The organism is Streptomyces sp. NPDC002463 (assembly GCF_042889835.1).
Lineage (GTDB): Bacteria > Actinomycetota > Actinomycetes > Streptomycetales > Streptomycetaceae > Streptomyces > Streptomyces nymphaeiformis.
Map to the genome: position 1 here is coordinate 938,530 of NZ_JBIARL010000001.1, position 16,018 is coordinate 954,547.

Here is a 16,018-nt window from a genome sequence, read left to right on the forward strand (position 1 = left end):
GCCTCACATTCGGAAGACGCCGAAGCCGCCGCGCGCGCCCTCGACCGGTGCCGTGTGGATCGCGGAGAGGCACAGCCCGAGGACCGTGCGGGTGTCGCGGGGGTCGATGACCCCGTCGTCGTAGAGCCGGCCGGACAGGAACATCGGCAGCGACTCGGACTCGATCTGCGCCTCGACGAGCGCTCGCAGCCCGGCGTCGGCCTCGTCGTCGTACGGCTGCCCCTTCGCGGCGGCGCTCGCCCTCGCCACGATGGACAGCACCCCGGCGAGCTGCTGCGGGCCCATGACGGCGGACTTCGCGCTGGGCCAGGCGAAGAGGAAGCGCGGGTCGTAGGCCCTGCCGCACATGCCGTAGTGCCCGGCGCCGTACGAGGCCCCCATGAGGACGGAGAGGTGGGGGACCTTCGAGTTCGACACCGCGTTGATCATCATGGCGCCGTGCTTGATGATGCCGCCCTGCTCGTACTCCTTGCCGACCATGTAGCCGGTGGTGTTGTGGAGGAAGACGAGCGGGATGTCGCGCTGGTTGGCGAGCTGGATGAACTGGGCGGCCTTCTGCGACTCGGCCGAGAAGAGCACGCCCTGCGCGTTGGCGAGGATGCCGACCGGGTAGCCGTGCAGCCGGGCCCAGCCCGTGGTGAGCGAGGTCCCGTACAGCGGCTTGAACTCGTCGAAGTCCGAGCCGTCGACGATCCGGGCGATCACCTCGCGCGGGTCGAAGGGGGTCTTGAGGTCGCCGGGGACGATCCCGAGGAGCTCCTCCGGGTCGTACTTCGGGGGCTCGGCGAACGCCGGGTCGGGGTGGGCCTTGCGGTGGTTGAGGCGGGCGACGATCCGGCGGGCCTGGCGGATCGCGTCGGCCTCGTCGACGGCGTAGTGGTCGGCGAGACCGCTCGTGCGCGCGTGCATCTCGGCGCCGCCGAGGGACTCGTCGTCGCTCTCCTCGCCCGTCGCCATCTTCACCAGCGGCGGTCCGCCGAGGAACACCTTCGACCGTTCCCTGATCATCACGGCGTGGTCGGACATGCCGGGGACGTACGCGCCGCCGGCCGTCGAGTTGCCGAAGACGACCGCGACCGTCGGGATGCCGGCGGCGGAGAGGCGGGTGAGGTCGCGGAAGAGCGCCCCGCCCGGGATGAAGATCTCCTTCTGGGAGGGCAGGTCGGCGCCGCCGGACTCGACGAGCGAGATGACGGGCAGCCGGTTGGCGTACGCGATCTCGTTGGCCCGCAGGGCCTTCTTCAGCGTCCACGGGTTGGAGGCGCCGCCGCGGACGGTCGGGTCGTTGGCGGTGATCAGGCACTCCACGCCCTCGACGACCCCGATGCCGGTCACCAGGGAGGCCCCCACGGTGTAGTCGCTGCCCCAGGCGGCGAGCGGCGACAGCTCCAGGAAGGGGCTGTCGGGGTCGACGAGCAGCTCGATCCGCTCGCGGGCGAGCAGCTTGCCGCGCTTCTTGTGGCGGGCGGTGTACTTCTCGCCGCCGCCCGCGAGGGCCTTGGCGTGCTCGGCGTCGAGGGCGGCGAGCTTGTCGAGCATGGCGGCGCGGTGGGCCGCGTAGTCGGGTCCGCCCGTGTCGAGGGCGGAGGCGAGGACGGTCACAGCAGTTCCTCCGGTACGTCTACGTGGCGCGAGCGGAGCCATTCGCCGAGGGCCTTGGCCTGGGGGTCGAAGCGGGCCTGGGAGGCGACGCCCTCGCCGAGGATCCCGGCGACCGTGAAGTTCACGGCGCGGAGGTGCGGGAGGAGGTGCCGGGTGACGGCCAGGTCGACGGTCTCCGGGAGGAGTTCGCGAATCTTGGCGACCGTCAGGGCGTGGGCGAGCCAGCGCCACTCCTCGTCCGTGCGGACCCACACGCCGACGTTCGCGTCGCCGCCCTTGTCGCCGCTGCGGGCCCCCGCGATCCGGCCGAGGGGCACTCTCCGGGTCGGTCCCTCGGGGAGGGGCGGCGGAAGCTCGGGGTCGGGTACGGGTTCGAGGTCCAGGGTCTTCGGGGGTACGGGGATCTCCCGGCGGGTCCCGTCGGGGAGCACCGCCGTGTGCGGGACCTCGGCGGCCGGCGCGTACGCGGTCTCGAAGACCCCGTAGGGGGCGCCCTTGCCGGGCGGGGCGGTGACGTGGAAGCCGGGGTAGCTGGCGAGGGCGAGTTCGATGGCGGCGCCGGTGACGGTGCGGCCGACCTTCTCCGGGTCCCGGTCGCGGACGACGAGGCGGAGCAGGGCGCTCGCGGTCTCCTCGGTGGGGGCGTCGGGGCGGTCGGTGCGGGCCAGCTCCCAGCGGACCTCGGCGGGCGGGTTCTCGGCCAGGGCGTCGGCGATCTGCTCCTGGAGGAGGGCTGCCTTGTCCTCGACGTCGAGGCCGGTGAGGACGAAGACGACCTCGTTGCGGAAGCCGCCGAGCCTGCTGAGCCCGACCTTGAGCGTCGGGGGCGGGGCCTCGCCCCGCACGCCCGTGATCCTGACCCTGTCGGGGCCCTCCCGGGTGAGCCGGACGGTGTCGAGGCGGGCGGTCACGTCGGGGCCGGGGTAGCGGGCGCCGGCCGTCTCGTAGAGGAGCTGGGCGGTGACCGTGCCGGTGTCGACGAGGCCGCCGGTGCCGGGGTGCTTGGTGATGACCGCGCTCCCGTCGGCGTGGAGTTCGGCGACCGGGAAGCCGGGGCGGCGCACGTCGTGGCCCCGGAAGAAGGCGTAGTTGCCGCCGGTGGCCTGGGTGCCGCACTCCAGGACGTGCCCGGCCACGACCGCGCCCGCCAGCTCGTCGTACGCCTCCGGGCCCCAGCCGAAGTGCCACTGCGCGGGGCCGGTGACGAGGGCGGCGTCGGTGACCCGGCCGGTGACGACGACGTCGGCGCCGGCGGCGAGGCAGGCGGCGATGCCGGCGCCGCCGAGGTAGGCGTTGGCGGTCAGCGCGCCGCCGGGCGGCGGCAGCCGGTCGCCCTCGACGTGGGCGACACGGGTCGGCAGGCCGAGCTTCGCGGCGAGGGCGCGCAGGGCGTCGGCGAGCCCTGCGGGGTTGAGGCCGCCCGCGTTGGCGACGATCCGGACGCCGCGCTCGTGGGCGAGGCCGAGACCCTCCTCCATCTGGCGCAGGAAGGTCTTCGCGTACCCGGCGGCAGGGTCCTTCAGCTGGTCGCGGCCGAGGATGAGCATGGTCAGCTCGGCGAGGTAGTCGCCGGTGAGGACGTCGAGTTCACCGCCGGTGAGCATCTCGCGGACGGCGTCGAAGCGGTCGCCGTAGAAGCCGGAGGCGTTGCCGATGCGGAGTGCCATCAGGCCCCCTTGGGGGTACGGCCGCCGCCCGCCGGGCCGGCGAAGGCCTGGGCGATGCCGAGCCAGCGCTCGGCGTCCTCGCCCTCGGCGACCAGCGCGGTGTCGTCGCGGTGGAGGCGCTGGGTGACGAGGAGGCAGAAGTCGAGGGCGGGTCCGGTGACGCGCTGGACGGCACCCTCGGGCCCGTACGTCCACAACGACCCTTCGGGCGCCTGGAGTTCGACCCGGAACGGCTCGGCGGGCGCCGGGATGCCCCGTACGAGGTAGGCGTAGTCGCGGGCGCGGTGGCCGATCCAGGCGACGTGCCGGAGCCGGGCGGTGGGCGTGCGGACCACGCCGAGGGCGTCGGCGACGTCCTGGCCGTGCGCCCAGGTCTCCATCAGCCGGGCGGTGGCCATGGCGGGGGCGCTCATCGGGGGCCCGTACCAGGGGAACCTGACGCCGGGCGGGACCGCGCGCAGCACCTCCTGGAGCTGCGCGCGTCCGGTGCGCCAGCGGGCGAGGAGTTCCTCGGCGGGCAGTGCCGCGCCCTCCTCCGCGCCCTCGTCGACGAAGCGGTCGGGGGCTTCGACCGCCTTCTCGGCCTCGGCGGCGAAGGCGTCGGCGTCGGTGGCGGCGAGGAGGGCGGCGCGGTCGGTCCAGGCGAGGTGGGCGATCTGATGGGCGATCGTCCAGCCGGGGGCGGGGGTCGGGGCCCTCCACTGCTCCTCGCTCAACTCTCCGACGAGACGGTCGAGTTCGTCACTCTCGTCACGCAGGTCGTCGAGGACTTCGACGGGGTCGGACACGGGGCGCTCCCCTCGGGGGACGGACGGGTCACGGGCCTTCGCGGAGGAGCATGCCAGCGCGACCAGAAACAATCAAGCGTGCTTGCTTGCTTCAATGCCGGAGCGGCTGTGCGCCGAGATCCCCCGCTCACCGGAGGCCGAGGCACTGCCTGCGGAACGCCGCGGGAGGCATGCCGTACGCATCTCGGAACGCCCTGCTGAAAGCAGACGCGTGACTGAAGCCGCGCCGGGCGGCGATGGCCTGCACGGGCAGCCCCTGACACAGGGGGTCGGTCAGGTCCAGGCGGGCTCGCGAGAGCCGCTGACGCTGCAGGAAGCCCGCAGCGGTCGCTCCGCCGCCCTCCCGCTGGAACAGACGGTGGAGGTAGCTGACGGAGATGTGGTGCGCGGCGGCGATCGCGGGGATGTCCAGCCGCGGGTCGTCGGCATTGCTCCGGATGAAGGCCATGATGCGCAGCGTCAGGGCGCGTCGGTGCGTCTCCGGGGGCAAGGACCGGTCGGCGTCGAGGACGCCGGCGAAGAGCGAGGCGACGAGGTCGGCGAGGACGCCGCTCAGGCGCGGCCCGTCCGCCGGTTGATAGGTGTGGCTGGATCTCGTCACCTGGTCGAGGAACGTGGCGAGGAGCGCCCCCATGCCGTCCCGGGACGAGAGGCGCCGACCGATGACCTGACCGGCGATACGCGGGGGCAGCGGGAGAAGGGCCTTCGGCATCTCGACTCCGATGAGCTCGAACGACTCGCGCACGGAACTGATTTCGAACGGGCGCGAGGTGTCGCTGGTGTGGTAGTCGAAGGCACTGTGCGCGCGCACCTCCCCGCCCATGGCGACCACACCGGTCCCGCGCTTGATAAGCGACAGGTGATAAGCATCGGGGTCCGACTTCCTTATCAGCTTCGGCGTGCGCCGGAAGGCGAGGGGATTACATTCCAGTGGATAGACGGTTACCTCACCCAGTGAGATGTTTCGCTGATTGACCCAGAAATCGTCGGCGTTCTCGGTCCGCAGGTCCATGGGCGCATGCGTCTCCGCCATGACGGTCCGCCAGCATTCGAAGCGGTCGGCAGGCGATAATGCGGAACTGCGAAATGTCCTCTCAGGAAGCATGCTCAGGGTCTACACGGGCGGGCGGATCCGCTGCAAGGATTTCCGTGCGCGATGGCCGTCGACGGACCATCGGGGGACTGCGATCCGGACATTTCTCCCCGCTCGACCCGTCATCACGATCCGGAATTCAACCTTCCTGCGCGGCCGGGCGTCGGCAGCCCGGAGTCGACTGTCCGTCAAGAAACCGTGCACCGCTCGCCAATGCCTCGGCCGCCCGGAATTGGAAGAGTCGGCGCACCGGTCCGAACCGACGACGAGGACAGCCTTGAGAACGCACATGAAAATCCTCCGCAATGCCGGCGCGGCCCTGGGCGTGGGCGCCCTGGCATGGCTCGCGGTCGGCGGCGGCAACTCCCCCGCACCCGCCCGGGCGTCCGCGTCCGCTTCCGCGATGGTGGCGGTCGCCGACGAGGGGCCCGGCTACGCGATCGAGGACTTCGGTTACCCGAACGCCGACAGGATCCTCGCCGACCGGGGCATCGAGCTGAAGCGCGGCGACGGGCACATCACGCTCGCCGACTGCGGGAGCGCGACCGATCTGCTGGAGGTCTGGTCCCGCGCGAACGACAAGATCTGCTTCCGCGTCACCGGCACCACCGGCTGGCTGACCCTGGAGATACCCGCTGTCTTCGCGGTCAAGGGCAACAGCTACACGACGCAGGTCGACATGACCGCGGGTACCGAAGAGAAGACCTTCGACGTGAACAAGAACGCCTGGACGCCGGTCGGCGAGAGCGCCGACGAGCTGGGCCGCGACTTCATGCTCCTGGAGATCCGCACGTCCGGATGACACCGCCGGGCGCCCGTACGACGCCCCCCGCACCACTCCTTGAACCCGTCGGCCCACGAGCCGACCCGCGCGACGGCGCTCGCCAGGCCATGACCCCGCGCCCGCGCCCTGCCATCGAAGGAACCCACGTGTCTGCACTCCGCCCGCGCGCCGCGCGGATCTCCGGCCTGCTGGCCACCACCGCCCTGCTGTCGACGGCCCTGATGTCCACCACCCCCGCCGTCGCGGTCTCCGGACCCGAGGCCGCCGCCGGCACGCACCCGTACGCCGTCCGGCTCGCCCTCGGCGGCGAGGCCGACTCCCGCGCCTGCACGGGCACCCTCGTCGACCGCTTCTGGGTGCTGACCGCCGCGAGCTGCTTCGCCGCCACTCCGGGGACCACGGTCGCGGCCGGCAAGCCGTTCCTCAGGACCACCGCGACGCTCAGCGACGGCAAGGCGGTCGAGGTCACCGAGGTCGCACCGCGCGCGGACCGGGACGCCGCGCTCGTACGCCTCGCCACCCCGGTCACCGGAATCGCGCCCGCCCCTCTCGCCACCAAGGCCCCGGCGACCGGTGCCGAGCTGACCGCCGCCGGGTTCGGCCGCACGAAGACCGAGTGGGTGCCGAACAAGCTCCACACCGGCACCTTCATCCTCGACTCCGCCACGTCCACCGCCCTCGCCGTCACCGGCAAGGGCGGCGACGCGATCTGCAAGGGCGACACCGGCTCCCCGCTCCTGAACGCCTCCGGTCAGATCGTCGCGGTCAACTCCCGCTCCTGGCAGGGCGGCTGCCTCGGCGCCCCCGCGACCGAGACCCGTACGGGCGCCCTCTCCACCCGCACCGACGACCTCGCCGACTGGCTGCGGCAAATCCGCTTCACGACCGCCTCGATCCGCAACGCACAGAGCGACCGCTGCGCGTACGTCGACTGGCGCACCCCCGAGAACGGGGCCCCGGCGCAGCAGGTGGACTGCGACCCGCAGTACGCCGACCAGCTCTGGAAGCTGGAGCCGGTCCAGGGCGGCTACCAGATCCGCAACCGCCTCGACGACCGCTGCCTCGTGGTCTCGTGGGCCACCCCGCAGGACGGCGCCCCCGTCACCCAGTACGACTGCCACCCGGAGTACGCCGACCAGGTGTGGAAGCTGGAGCCGGCCCCCGGCGGCGGCTACTCCATCCGGAACTCGGTCACCGACAAGTGCATGTACGTCCCGTGGAACACACCGGAGTGGGGGGCGCCCCTCCTCCAGATCGGCTGCGACGCGCGGTACGCCGACCAGGTCTGGAAGATCTGAGCGTCCTGACACACCGGAAGAGGCCTCAGACCGCCCTCGGCGGGTGCCGAGGGCGGCGGCCTCCCTTCCCCCAACTCTCCGTCCGGCCGGGCGCCGTCGCGTCGTCGCGCGGCCTGCCGGGCGCTGACCCCGAAGGACTGTTTTGGACACCACTTACTGGAGTCGGCGTCGTGTGCTGGAGGCCATCGCGGCCACCACGGTCGTCGCCGCCACCTCCAGCCTCGTACTCAACCCGCTGTCCGCCCGGGCCGACGACGTCCCGCCGGCCGACGGCGATCCGTTCCTGCTTCCGGACACCGAGCGGGCGAAGGTCGTCAGGGCCTGGCTGCTGGGCGGCAGGGCCGTCCGCGCCGCCGCAGCGGCCGCGCTCACCGGAACCGACGCCGACGTGCAGTACTTCCTCGGAACACGGCTGGCCGGCGAGACGGCACAGGACAACCGCGTCGCGCTCGTGCGCGGCCTGGTGGGGGCCGGCCGGGGCACCCGCCGTGACACCAACACCGCGCTGAACGACGGGGACCCGGCCATCGCCGCGTTCCTCGGCGGCGGCTTCCAGGCCTCCGTCATGGAGGACCTGCGGGTGGCCACGGCCACCGTGATGAGCGTGGGCGGCAAGGCCGTGAACCGGGCCGGCAACGCCGCGCTGACCGACGGCACCCAGCCGGCCCTTGAGGCCTTCCTGCTGGACGGCCAGTACACGGCACGCCTTGAGGACCTGCGCGTCGAGACCTCCAAGATGCTGGTCCAGGCGGGCCCGGAAGTGCAGAAGTACGCCGAACGGGCCCTGTCCGGCACCGGCGACGACATCGTGTGGTTCCTGGAGACCGGGCAGCACATCGCCCGCGCACGCGACCAGGAGCGCGTGAAGATCGAGGAACTCGTCGCAGTCGTCCAGCGCGAGGGCAGGAACGCCGAGGCGAAGACGCAGCAGGCGGAGGAGTCCGCGGCCCGCGCCGTGGCCGCGGCGGCCAACGCCAAGGAAGCGGCGGAGAAGGCCGCGGCCGAGGCGCAGGCGGCCCAGGACGACGTGGCCGCCGCCGGCCGCGCGGCCCGCAAGGCCGGCGACGCCGCGAAGGGCGCGGCCGACGCCTCGCGCGTCGCGATGAACGCCTCCCACGCGGCCGTCGAGGCGTCCCGCCGCGCCTCCTACGCCGCCGCGGCCGCGAGCCAGGCGGCGGCCAGCGCGGGCTCGGCCGCGGCGGTGGCGTACAGGGCCGCGATCTCCGCGTCCAAGGACGCCTCCCAGGCGTCCGCCGCCAAGGACGCCGCCGTCGCCGCCCGCAACGCCGCGGCGAAGGCCCGGAGCGCGGCGGAGGCCGCCGACCACGCCTCCAACGCCTCCGCCCAGGCCGCGAGCGCCGGTGCCTCCGCCGCGTCCGCGGCGCGCAACGCCTCCGCCGCCGCGAGCGCCTCCGCCCAGGCCGCGAACGCGGCCGGTGTGGCGAAGGCCGACGCCGCCGAGGCCCAGCGCCAGGCCCAGATCGCCGGCGCCAACGCCACGATGGCCACCAACGCCGCCGGGACCGCGCAGGCACTGGCGGACGCCTCCGCGGCGGCCGCGCGCACCGCCCGGGACGCCGCCAACAGCGCCGCCGGGCACGCGGACAAGGCCGCCGAGGCCGCGGAATGGGCCGTCCAGTACGCCGGCCAGGCGGTGGAGTACGCGAGCAAGTCCACCGAGTTCGCCAACGAGGCCACCAACGCCGCGAACAACGCCACCGACGCGGTCGCCCGGGCCGTCGAGGTGGAAAGGGCGGCCCGCGAGGCGGAGTGGCAGCGCCTGGACGAGGACACGCAGCGGGCGGTCGCCGAGATGCGCCTGCTCGCGCAGGTCGAGGCGGAGGAACGGGCCGAGTACGACCGCAAGCGGACCCAGGCCGAGCAGACCGCCGAGGCCACGAAGCAGCTCATCGCCCAGGCCGAATCGGCCCTCAGGGCGGGGGACACGGCGAGTGCCACCGAGCTCGGCCGCAAGGCGGCCCTCGCCCTGATGGAGTCCACGGGCGGCTGGTCCCACCAGGCCGCCCGGTACGCCCTGGCCGGGGCCGAGTCCGAGATCCACACGTGGATCGACGTCGACCGGCAGATCGCCCAGCGCCAGGACGACCGGGAGTCCGCCCTCCATCTCGCCCGCATCACCACCCCCGCCGTCGCCGCCGCGGCGGCCGCGGCCCTCGACAGCGCCGACCCGGACGCGGCCGGCACGTTCCTCGGCACCGGTGCCATCCAGGCCGCCGCCGCGGACAACCGCGTCGCGGTCGCCCGCGTACTCGACGAGAACCCCGGCCCCGCGGTGCGGCAGGCGGCGAACGCGGCCCTGGACGCCGGGACCGCCGAGGCGGTGTACGAGTTCCTCACCACCGGCTTCCAGAAGGCACTGAAGGAGGACGACGCGGTGGCCACCGCGACCCTCCTCAGGACCGGAGGACCCTACGCGAGGGCTCACGCCCAGGTCGCGATGGAGGCTCCCACGCAGATCCGCCGCAACTTCATCGCCGCGGTGCAGTACAAGAGCGCGCAGCTCGACTTCGACTCGGCCACCCACATCGCCGCCATGCAGGGCGCGATCGCCGCGGCCGCGAAGATCGCCCACAAGGCGCAGGAGGACGCCGCCCGTGCCCAGGAGGCCGCGGCCCACGCGCGCGACGCGGCCGCCGAGGCACTCCAGTGGGCGGACAGGGCGACGGCGTCGGCCCAGCAGGCCGCCACATCCGCCCAGCAGGCGAACACCCTGGCGGCCGGCGCCGAGCAGTCGGCCAAGGACGCGCAGGCCTCCGCCGACCAGGCCGCCGCGGCCGCCGCCAACGCCCGCCTCGCCCAGCGGTCGGCGAACTACTCGGCCACCCGCGCCCTCCAGTCGGCACAGAGCGCGGTCGCCTCGGCCAACGCCGCGCAGAACTCCGCCACTTCCGCCCGGGCCTCGGCGCTGCAGGCCAACCAGAGCAAGAACGCCGCCGCTGCCGCCGCCAGCCAGGCGTGGCAGATCGAGGGCGAGAAGCGGCGCGCCGAGGTCGCGGCAGCGGCCAAGCAGGCGGCCGCGGAAGCCGAGGCGGCCAAGGCGGCCGGCACCAACCAGTGCGACACGCCGGCCCACGACACCGTCCCGAGCGACGAGCCCGCGATCGGGTCCGTGAAGTGGTGGGCCGAGTACCTGCACAAGGCCGCCACGGTCGCCAAGCTCGTGGGGGCCGGCCTCACCGGCGCCGGATTCGTCGCACTCGGTGTCGGTGTCTTCTTCCCGCCCGCCGCTGGAGTCGGGGGGTTCCTCCTGGCCGCGGGTCTCGGGGTCGGTATCGGCGGCGCCGTGCTCGACTCGGCCAGTGCGGTCCTCTACGGGATCGGTTACGGCTGGACGAGCCGCCCGTTCATCAAGCAGTTGGGAAACGCGGCGCTGAGCGTCGCCTCGGTCTCCGGGCCCGGGGTGACCCGCTACGCCGCGAAGGCGATCACGGTGGGATCCCATCTCGCCGACAAGGCCTCGGATTTGGCGCACGACACCTTCTCACCGCTCGTCAACTTCATCAGCAACCCGATCGGCTTCCTTCGCTGAGGGACGGACCTGGCCCGGGGCCGGGGGCACCTGCCCGTCATCCCCGAGAGGTACGCGGGCCCGCCCCGTGCCCCTCCGGTATGACCCCGGATCATGCCTGGCGGGGCCGCGTCCTGCCGGTTCTCGCTCCTAGCGTGGACGTCATGTCTCCGTCGCTGTTCACCTTCACCCTCAAGGACTTCCGCGCCCAGTTGCGCCGGCTCGTGCTGACCGGGTCCGCCGTCGCCGTCGGGGTGGCGTTCCTCGTCCTCTCCGTCGGCGGCGCCGGGGCGCTCGTGCAGTCGTACGAGCAGTCCGCCGCCGCCGACGTCGGGGACGCCGCCGTCCAGGTCGTCCCGGACGGCACCGGCGGTTCGCTGCCGGCCGGCGCGGCGGCGCGGGCCGAGCGGGTGCCCGAGGTGACGTCGGTGGCGGAGCGGCTCGCCGGTCACGCCAATGTGCTGGCCCCGAACGGGCGCCCGCTCGACGACCGGGCCCTCGTCACCTCGATCGCCGCCGACCCGGCCCTCCGCTGGCAGCGTCTCGACGCCGGGCGCTGGCCCGGGGGTCCCGGCGAGGTCGTCCTCGACCGGGAGAGCGCGGAGCGCGTCGGCGCGGCACCCGGCGGAACCGTACGCCTGACGAAGGCCGACGGCGGCACGGCGGACGTGCGGCTCACCGGCCTGCTCGACACCTCCGCGTCGCAGGCGCTCGGCTCGCAGCCCGCGATCGGCGTGCCGTACGCGCAGGTGAGGACGTACGCGACGGGCGTACGGTCCACCCACCTCGACCTCGCCGTCGCACCGGGCGCGGACGCGCTCGCGGTGGCGAAGGCGGCGAAGAAGGCGCTGGGCGGCGAGGTGTCGGCGTACACGCACACCGGTGCCGTCGGCAACGCCGTCCAGAGCGCCGGCATGCTGCACGCGGTCGTCATGACCGCCGCCCTGTCCTTCGTCCTCATCGCGATGGCCGTCGCCCGCATGGTCGTCACGAACACCTTCTCCGTCGTCCTCGCCCAACGCGCCCGCCAGCTCGCCCTGTTGCGCTGCGTCGGCACCGACCGCGACCAGCTCCTCCGGATCATCCGCCGCCAGGGCCTCCTGCTCGGCGCGCTCGCCTCCGCCACCGGACTCGCGGCGGGCGCGGCGGCCTGCGCGCTCGGCACGACGGTGATCAACGGCTTCGCCGACCTCGGGCCGATCGAGGTCTCCCTCATGCCGGGCCCGTGGACGTTCGGCCTCGCCGGGGTGTTCGGGGTGCTGCTCACCCTGTGGGCCGTACGCAGGCCGGCCCGGGCCGCGGCGGCCGTGCCGCCGGTCGCCGCGCTCGCCGCGAGCGGGGCGGCGAAACTGCCGGAGCCGGGCAGCCGGGCCGTCCGCGAGGCGATCAGCGTGCTGATGCTCGTCGCCGGTACGGGACTGCTCGTGCTCGGGGCCTTCGGCGGGTCGCCGCTCTCCCTCCTCGCCGTGACGCTCGGCGCGATCCTCACGTTCTTCGCCGTCCTGCGGTACGCCCGGTACCTGCTGCCGCCGCTCGTCGGGCTGCTCGGGCTCGCGCTGCGCCGCCCGTTCGGGACGGTCGGCAGGCTGTCCGTGCAGCAGCTGCGGGCCAACGCCCGCCGTACCGCCGCCGCTTCCTCCGCGATGCTCGTCGGCGTGACCGTCGCCGTCTCCGCCGTCACCGCGATCGGCGCGGCGAAGGGCGGCCTGGACGGCATGCTCTCCAGCCGCATGCCCGCCGTCTTCGCCCTCGACTCGGACACCGCCCGGGTGCCCGCCGACGCGATCGCCGCGCTGCGCGCCGAGCACGGTCTCACCGTCACCCCGGTCCGTACCGCGACCCTCACCGTCGACGGACGGAAGACGGTCGTCGCCGCGGCCGATCCGGCCGGGCTCAACCCGGACGCCGAGGGCGTCGGCGCGGCCCGCGCGCTGAAGGACGGCGAGGCGATCGCGCTGACCGGGCGACCCGCGCTGACCGTCGCCGGCACCCGGCTCACGGCCGTGTCCGGGGCGGCCGCGCTGCCCCTCTCCCTCTACCCGGAGGCCACGGTGTACGTCACCGGGGCCACGCTCGACCGGCTCGCGGCGGGCGCGGCGACGGTCTCCACCGTCCTGCTCAACCCCGCCGGCGACACCGGTCACGACGCGGCCCGCGCGGCCGTGGACCGGGCGCTCGCCACGCACCCGGAGATCCGGATCGCGGACACCGGGTCCGACGCCGACCTCATCCGCTCCATGCTCGACCGGATGATGCTGGTGGTCACCGTCCTGCTCGGCTTCTCGATCGCGATCGCCGCGCTCGGCGTCGCCGCGACCCTGATGCTGACGGTGGAGGAGCGCACCCGCGAGTTCGGGATGCTCCGCGCGATCGGTCTCGCGGGCGAGCAGCTGCGGCGGATGCTGACCCTGGAGTCGGTCCTGCTCGCGCTGACCGGCGCGGTCGCCGGAACGCTCCTCGGCCTGGTGTACGGGACGCTGGCCGCCCGCTCGGTCCTGGCGGGCCACGTCTCCGCCCTGGAGGCGCTGGCCTCCTCTGGCGGCACGGCCCCGACGGTCCTCGCCATCCTCGCGGCCACGGTCCTCACGGGCGTCGCGGCCTCGGTCCTGCCGGCCCGCCGGGTCCGCCGCATGGTGGTGGTGGACGCGCTCCAGGCGGCTTAGGGCCTGTCTTTCGGATCAGGCCGGATCAGGGAGCGGGGCCTGACCCGAAAGACAGGCCCTAAGCGGTGGCCCTTCTCCGTACGAGGGAGGCCAGGGCCGTGACGGCGACGACGAGGAGCAGGGAGCGGAGGGGGAGGAGGGTGCCGGGGGCGTCGTCGATCACGTCGATGCCGTTGCCCACGGCGGTGATCCAGGCGATCTCCCCCACGAGCACCATCGGCCCGACCCGCCGCTCCCCCGTGATCAGCATCCCGATCCACAGGACCGCCGGCATGACCAGGAAGGTGTTGATGAGCGCCGTGGTGAACGCCTGGTCGGCGGAGTATCCCGGCCCGGCGCCGAGCGTCGCGGCCGCCTGACCGGCGAACGACAGGTCGAGCGTGTCGGACAGGATCAGGTGCGACGCGGCGACGCCGAGCGTCGAGACGATCACCGCCTTGAGGAGGCGGGGGGCGCGGGGGATGGGTGCGGACGGTGCCATGCGCCCTGACTATACGCACGGTCTATACATGGGGTGTATAGACCCCTCTCCGCCTCGGTTCGGCAGCCCTCGATCGGGCCTCAGACTCCCGGCGGGAAGACCGTCGCCGCGTAGGCCGCGGCCGCCGGGGCGGGCTGGAGGGCGGCGTGGGCGGCGATCGCGTGGATGTCGCGCCAGGCCCGCTCCAGGCCGCCGCCCGCAACGAGCCCGCGGGCTCCGCCGGTACGCATGAGGCGCTCCACCGCGCCGGTGAGGAGGTCGACGGCGAGGGCCGCGTCGCGCTGGTTGAGCGCGGCGGCCACGGCCGCGGCCGCGCCGGGAGTCGGCCTGTCGGCCCGGGCGGCGGCGGGGCTCGACGTCGACCCGTCGGGGCGGGCGGCGGAAAGACCCGCAGCCGGACCGTCGGCACGGGCGGCGACCGGACCTGCGGCCGCCCCGTCCGCGCGTGCCGCCGCCGTCTCCAGGAGCAGGCGGGCCGCGTCGATCTCGGCCGCGCAGCGGGCCAGGGTCTGCTGGACCGCCGGGTCGTCGGTGAGCGGCCGGCCGTCGGGGAGGCGGCGCCCTCCGACGAGCAGGGTCCAGGCCTCGAGGGCCCCGCGCGCCGCGCCCAGCGCGGGTACGGCGAAGAGGAGCGCGGCGACCAACTGGTACGGCACCCGGTGGCAGGGGGCCGCGTCGGCATCGGCCACGCCGGCCAGGGCCTCGCGGAGGAAGGTGCGGTGCTCCGGCACGAACACCCCGTCGACCGTGACGCCGTGGCTGCCGGTGGCGCGGAGCCCGACCGCGTCCCAGGTCTCCCGGATCCCGACCTGCTCGCGCGGCACCGCCAGGACCCGGTAGGCGGGGGCCCCGTCCCCCGAGTGGTCGAGGGAGGCGAGGAGCACCCAGTCGGCGTGCTCGACGCCACTGGCGAAGGCCCACTCCCCCGACAGGTTCCAGCCGCCGGGCACCCGGGCGAGCCGGCCGGCCGGGGGCACGATCGCCGCCGCGATCCGTACGTCGGGCGAGTCGCCCCACAGGTCGCGCTGTCCCTCGTCCGGCAGGTGGGCGGCGAGGCGGGCGTGGGCGGCGAGCAGCACCGCGCACCAGGCGGCGGAGGCGCAGGCCGTGCCGGCGTCGGCGACCGTGTCGAGCAGTTCGGCGAAGCGTCCGGCTCTGCCGCCCCAGCGGCGGGGCACGAAGTGCCGGGCGAGACCGGCGGCGGCCATCGCCTCGACGACCTCGGGGTGGAGCCGCCCGGTCCGCTCCGCCTCCTCGGTGTGCCGCGCGGCAGCGGCCCGGAGGTGCCCGGCGGCGAGGGCGGGGAGGGTCGCGGGGGCGTCGACGACTGTCATGGCACGTACTCCTTGGAAGTGGAGGTTCAGTGGTGGTGCTGATGCGAGTAGCAAAAGATTCGGTCCGGAAGGTATTTTCTGAGAGCCCGTCATGAGAGACATGGAGGGTGCTACATCGGAAGGGAGGCGGACGCCCGGTGAGGCAACAGGACAGGGCCCGCATGACCTATGACCTGGTGCTCGGCGCGGCAGCGGCCGAGTTCGCCCTGCACGGATTCGCGGGGACGAACCTGGCCGACATCACGGCCCGCACCGGCCTGACCAAGGGGGCTCTCTACGGACACTTCTCCTCGAAAGCCGACCTCGGCGGCGAACTGACCCGCTCCTTCGAGTCGGCCTGGGCCGACGCCCTCGCCACCGCCGCCGGCGAGGCGGAGGAGAGCGGCGCGGCACTGCCCGCCCTGCGGAGACTGCTCCTCGACCTCGCCCACAGGGTGCACGAGGACCTGCCCTTCGCCGCCGGGCTGCGTCTGGTCATGGACGCCGCCCGCGCCGAGGGGACCGTCCCCGGCGCCCTGGGCACGCTGTGCGAGGTCGTGGAGCGCCTGATCCGCAAGGGCCAGGGGGAGGGCACCGTCCGCACCACCCACCCGGCCGACCTGCTGGCCCGGCTCGTGGTGGCCCTTCTCGTCGGTGCGCCCGCCGTGGTGACGGCGGCGGACACGACGGGTCCCGCCGAGCTGGTGAGCGAGGTCTGGGACATCCTGGAGCCCGCGTTGTCGGGCTCCCGTGGCGGCTGAGCGAGGCCGGGCGGGGGCGGGTCCGCGCAGTCGGGGGCT

Annotated in this window: 11 protein-coding genes; 5 read left to right on the forward strand and 6 right to left on the reverse strand. The window is 74.1% G+C overall.

Going from position 1 to position 16,018, the window contains the following annotated elements; all coding sequences use genetic code 11:
• Positions 1–3: 3 nt before the first annotated feature.
• The 4 genes from ACFYX3_RS04395 to ACFYX3_RS04410 all read right to left on the reverse strand — a co-directional run bounded on the left by ACFYX3_RS04395 (position 4) and on the right by ACFYX3_RS04410 (position 5,162).
• On the reverse strand, positions 4–1,602 hold the full coding sequence (locus ACFYX3_RS04395) for an acyl-CoA carboxylase subunit beta (RefSeq protein WP_389007802.1): 1,599 nt from the start codon (positions 1,600–1,602) through the stop codon (positions 4–6).
• Positions 1,599–3,269 carry an acyclic terpene utilization AtuA family protein gene (locus ACFYX3_RS04400; protein ID WP_389007804.1) on the reverse strand — a complete coding sequence of 557 codons (1,671 nt, stop codon included), beginning with the start codon at positions 3,267–3,269 and terminating at the stop codon, positions 1,599–1,601. Before ACFYX3_RS04400 ends, ACFYX3_RS04395 begins: the two co-directional genes overlap by 4 nt.
• The gene (locus ACFYX3_RS04405) at positions 3,269–4,057 is read right to left on the reverse strand and encodes a TIGR03084 family metal-binding protein (RefSeq protein ID WP_389007806.1); all 789 of its coding nucleotides are present in this window, start codon (positions 4,055–4,057) and stop codon (positions 3,269–3,271) included. Before ACFYX3_RS04405 ends, ACFYX3_RS04400 begins: the two co-directional genes overlap by 1 nt.
• Before the next feature lie 127 nt (positions 4,058–4,184).
• Positions 4,185–5,162 carry an AraC family transcriptional regulator gene (locus ACFYX3_RS04410; protein ID WP_389007808.1) on the reverse strand — a complete coding sequence of 326 codons (978 nt, stop codon included), beginning with the start codon at positions 5,160–5,162 and terminating at the stop codon, positions 4,185–4,187.
• Positions 5,163–5,439: 277 nt separating this feature from the next.
• On the opposite strand from ACFYX3_RS04410, the gene ACFYX3_RS04415 reads away from it, so the two are divergent.
• The 4 genes from ACFYX3_RS04415 to ACFYX3_RS04430 all read left to right on the forward strand — a co-directional run bounded on the left by ACFYX3_RS04415 (position 5,440) and on the right by ACFYX3_RS04430 (position 13,424).
• Entirely contained in the window at positions 5,440–5,952 is a 513-nt protein-coding gene (locus ACFYX3_RS04415; RefSeq protein WP_389007810.1) for a hypothetical protein, read from the forward strand.
• A gap of 128 nt (positions 5,953–6,080) precedes the next feature.
• A complete protein-coding gene (locus ACFYX3_RS04420) occupies positions 6,081–7,232 on the forward strand; it encodes a trypsin-like serine protease (RefSeq protein ID WP_389007812.1) in 1,152 nt (383 codons plus the stop codon).
• 172 nt (positions 7,233–7,404) lie between these two features.
• A complete protein-coding gene (locus ACFYX3_RS04425; protein ID WP_389007814.1) occupies positions 7,405–10,782 on the forward strand; it encodes a hypothetical protein in 3,378 nt (1,125 codons plus the stop codon).
• Positions 10,783–10,925: 143 nt separating this feature from the next.
• Positions 10,926–13,424: an FtsX-like permease family protein gene (locus ACFYX3_RS04430; RefSeq protein ID WP_389007816.1), complete on the forward strand. Its 2,499-nt coding sequence runs from the start codon at positions 10,926–10,928 to the stop codon at positions 13,422–13,424.
• 58 nt (positions 13,425–13,482) lie between these two features.
• Here ACFYX3_RS04430 and ACFYX3_RS04435 read toward each other — a convergent pair whose 3' ends face one another.
• Both ACFYX3_RS04435 and ACFYX3_RS04440 read right to left on the reverse strand, forming a co-directional pair.
• Positions 13,483–13,905: a hypothetical protein gene (locus ACFYX3_RS04435; protein ID WP_389007818.1), complete on the reverse strand. Its 423-nt coding sequence runs from the start codon at positions 13,903–13,905 to the stop codon at positions 13,483–13,485.
• 80 nt (positions 13,906–13,985) lie between these two features.
• On the reverse strand, positions 13,986–15,239 hold the full coding sequence (locus ACFYX3_RS04440; RefSeq protein ID WP_389007820.1) for an acyl-CoA dehydrogenase family protein: 1,254 nt from the start codon (positions 15,237–15,239) through the stop codon (positions 13,986–13,988).
• 161 nt (positions 15,240–15,400) lie between these two features.
• Between ACFYX3_RS04440 and ACFYX3_RS04445 the strand changes: the two genes are divergently transcribed.
• Positions 15,401–15,979, forward strand: coding sequence for a TetR family transcriptional regulator (locus tag ACFYX3_RS04445; RefSeq protein WP_382654576.1), 579 nt, complete (start codon positions 15,401–15,403; stop codon positions 15,977–15,979).
• Positions 15,980–16,018 lie beyond the last annotated feature (39 nt).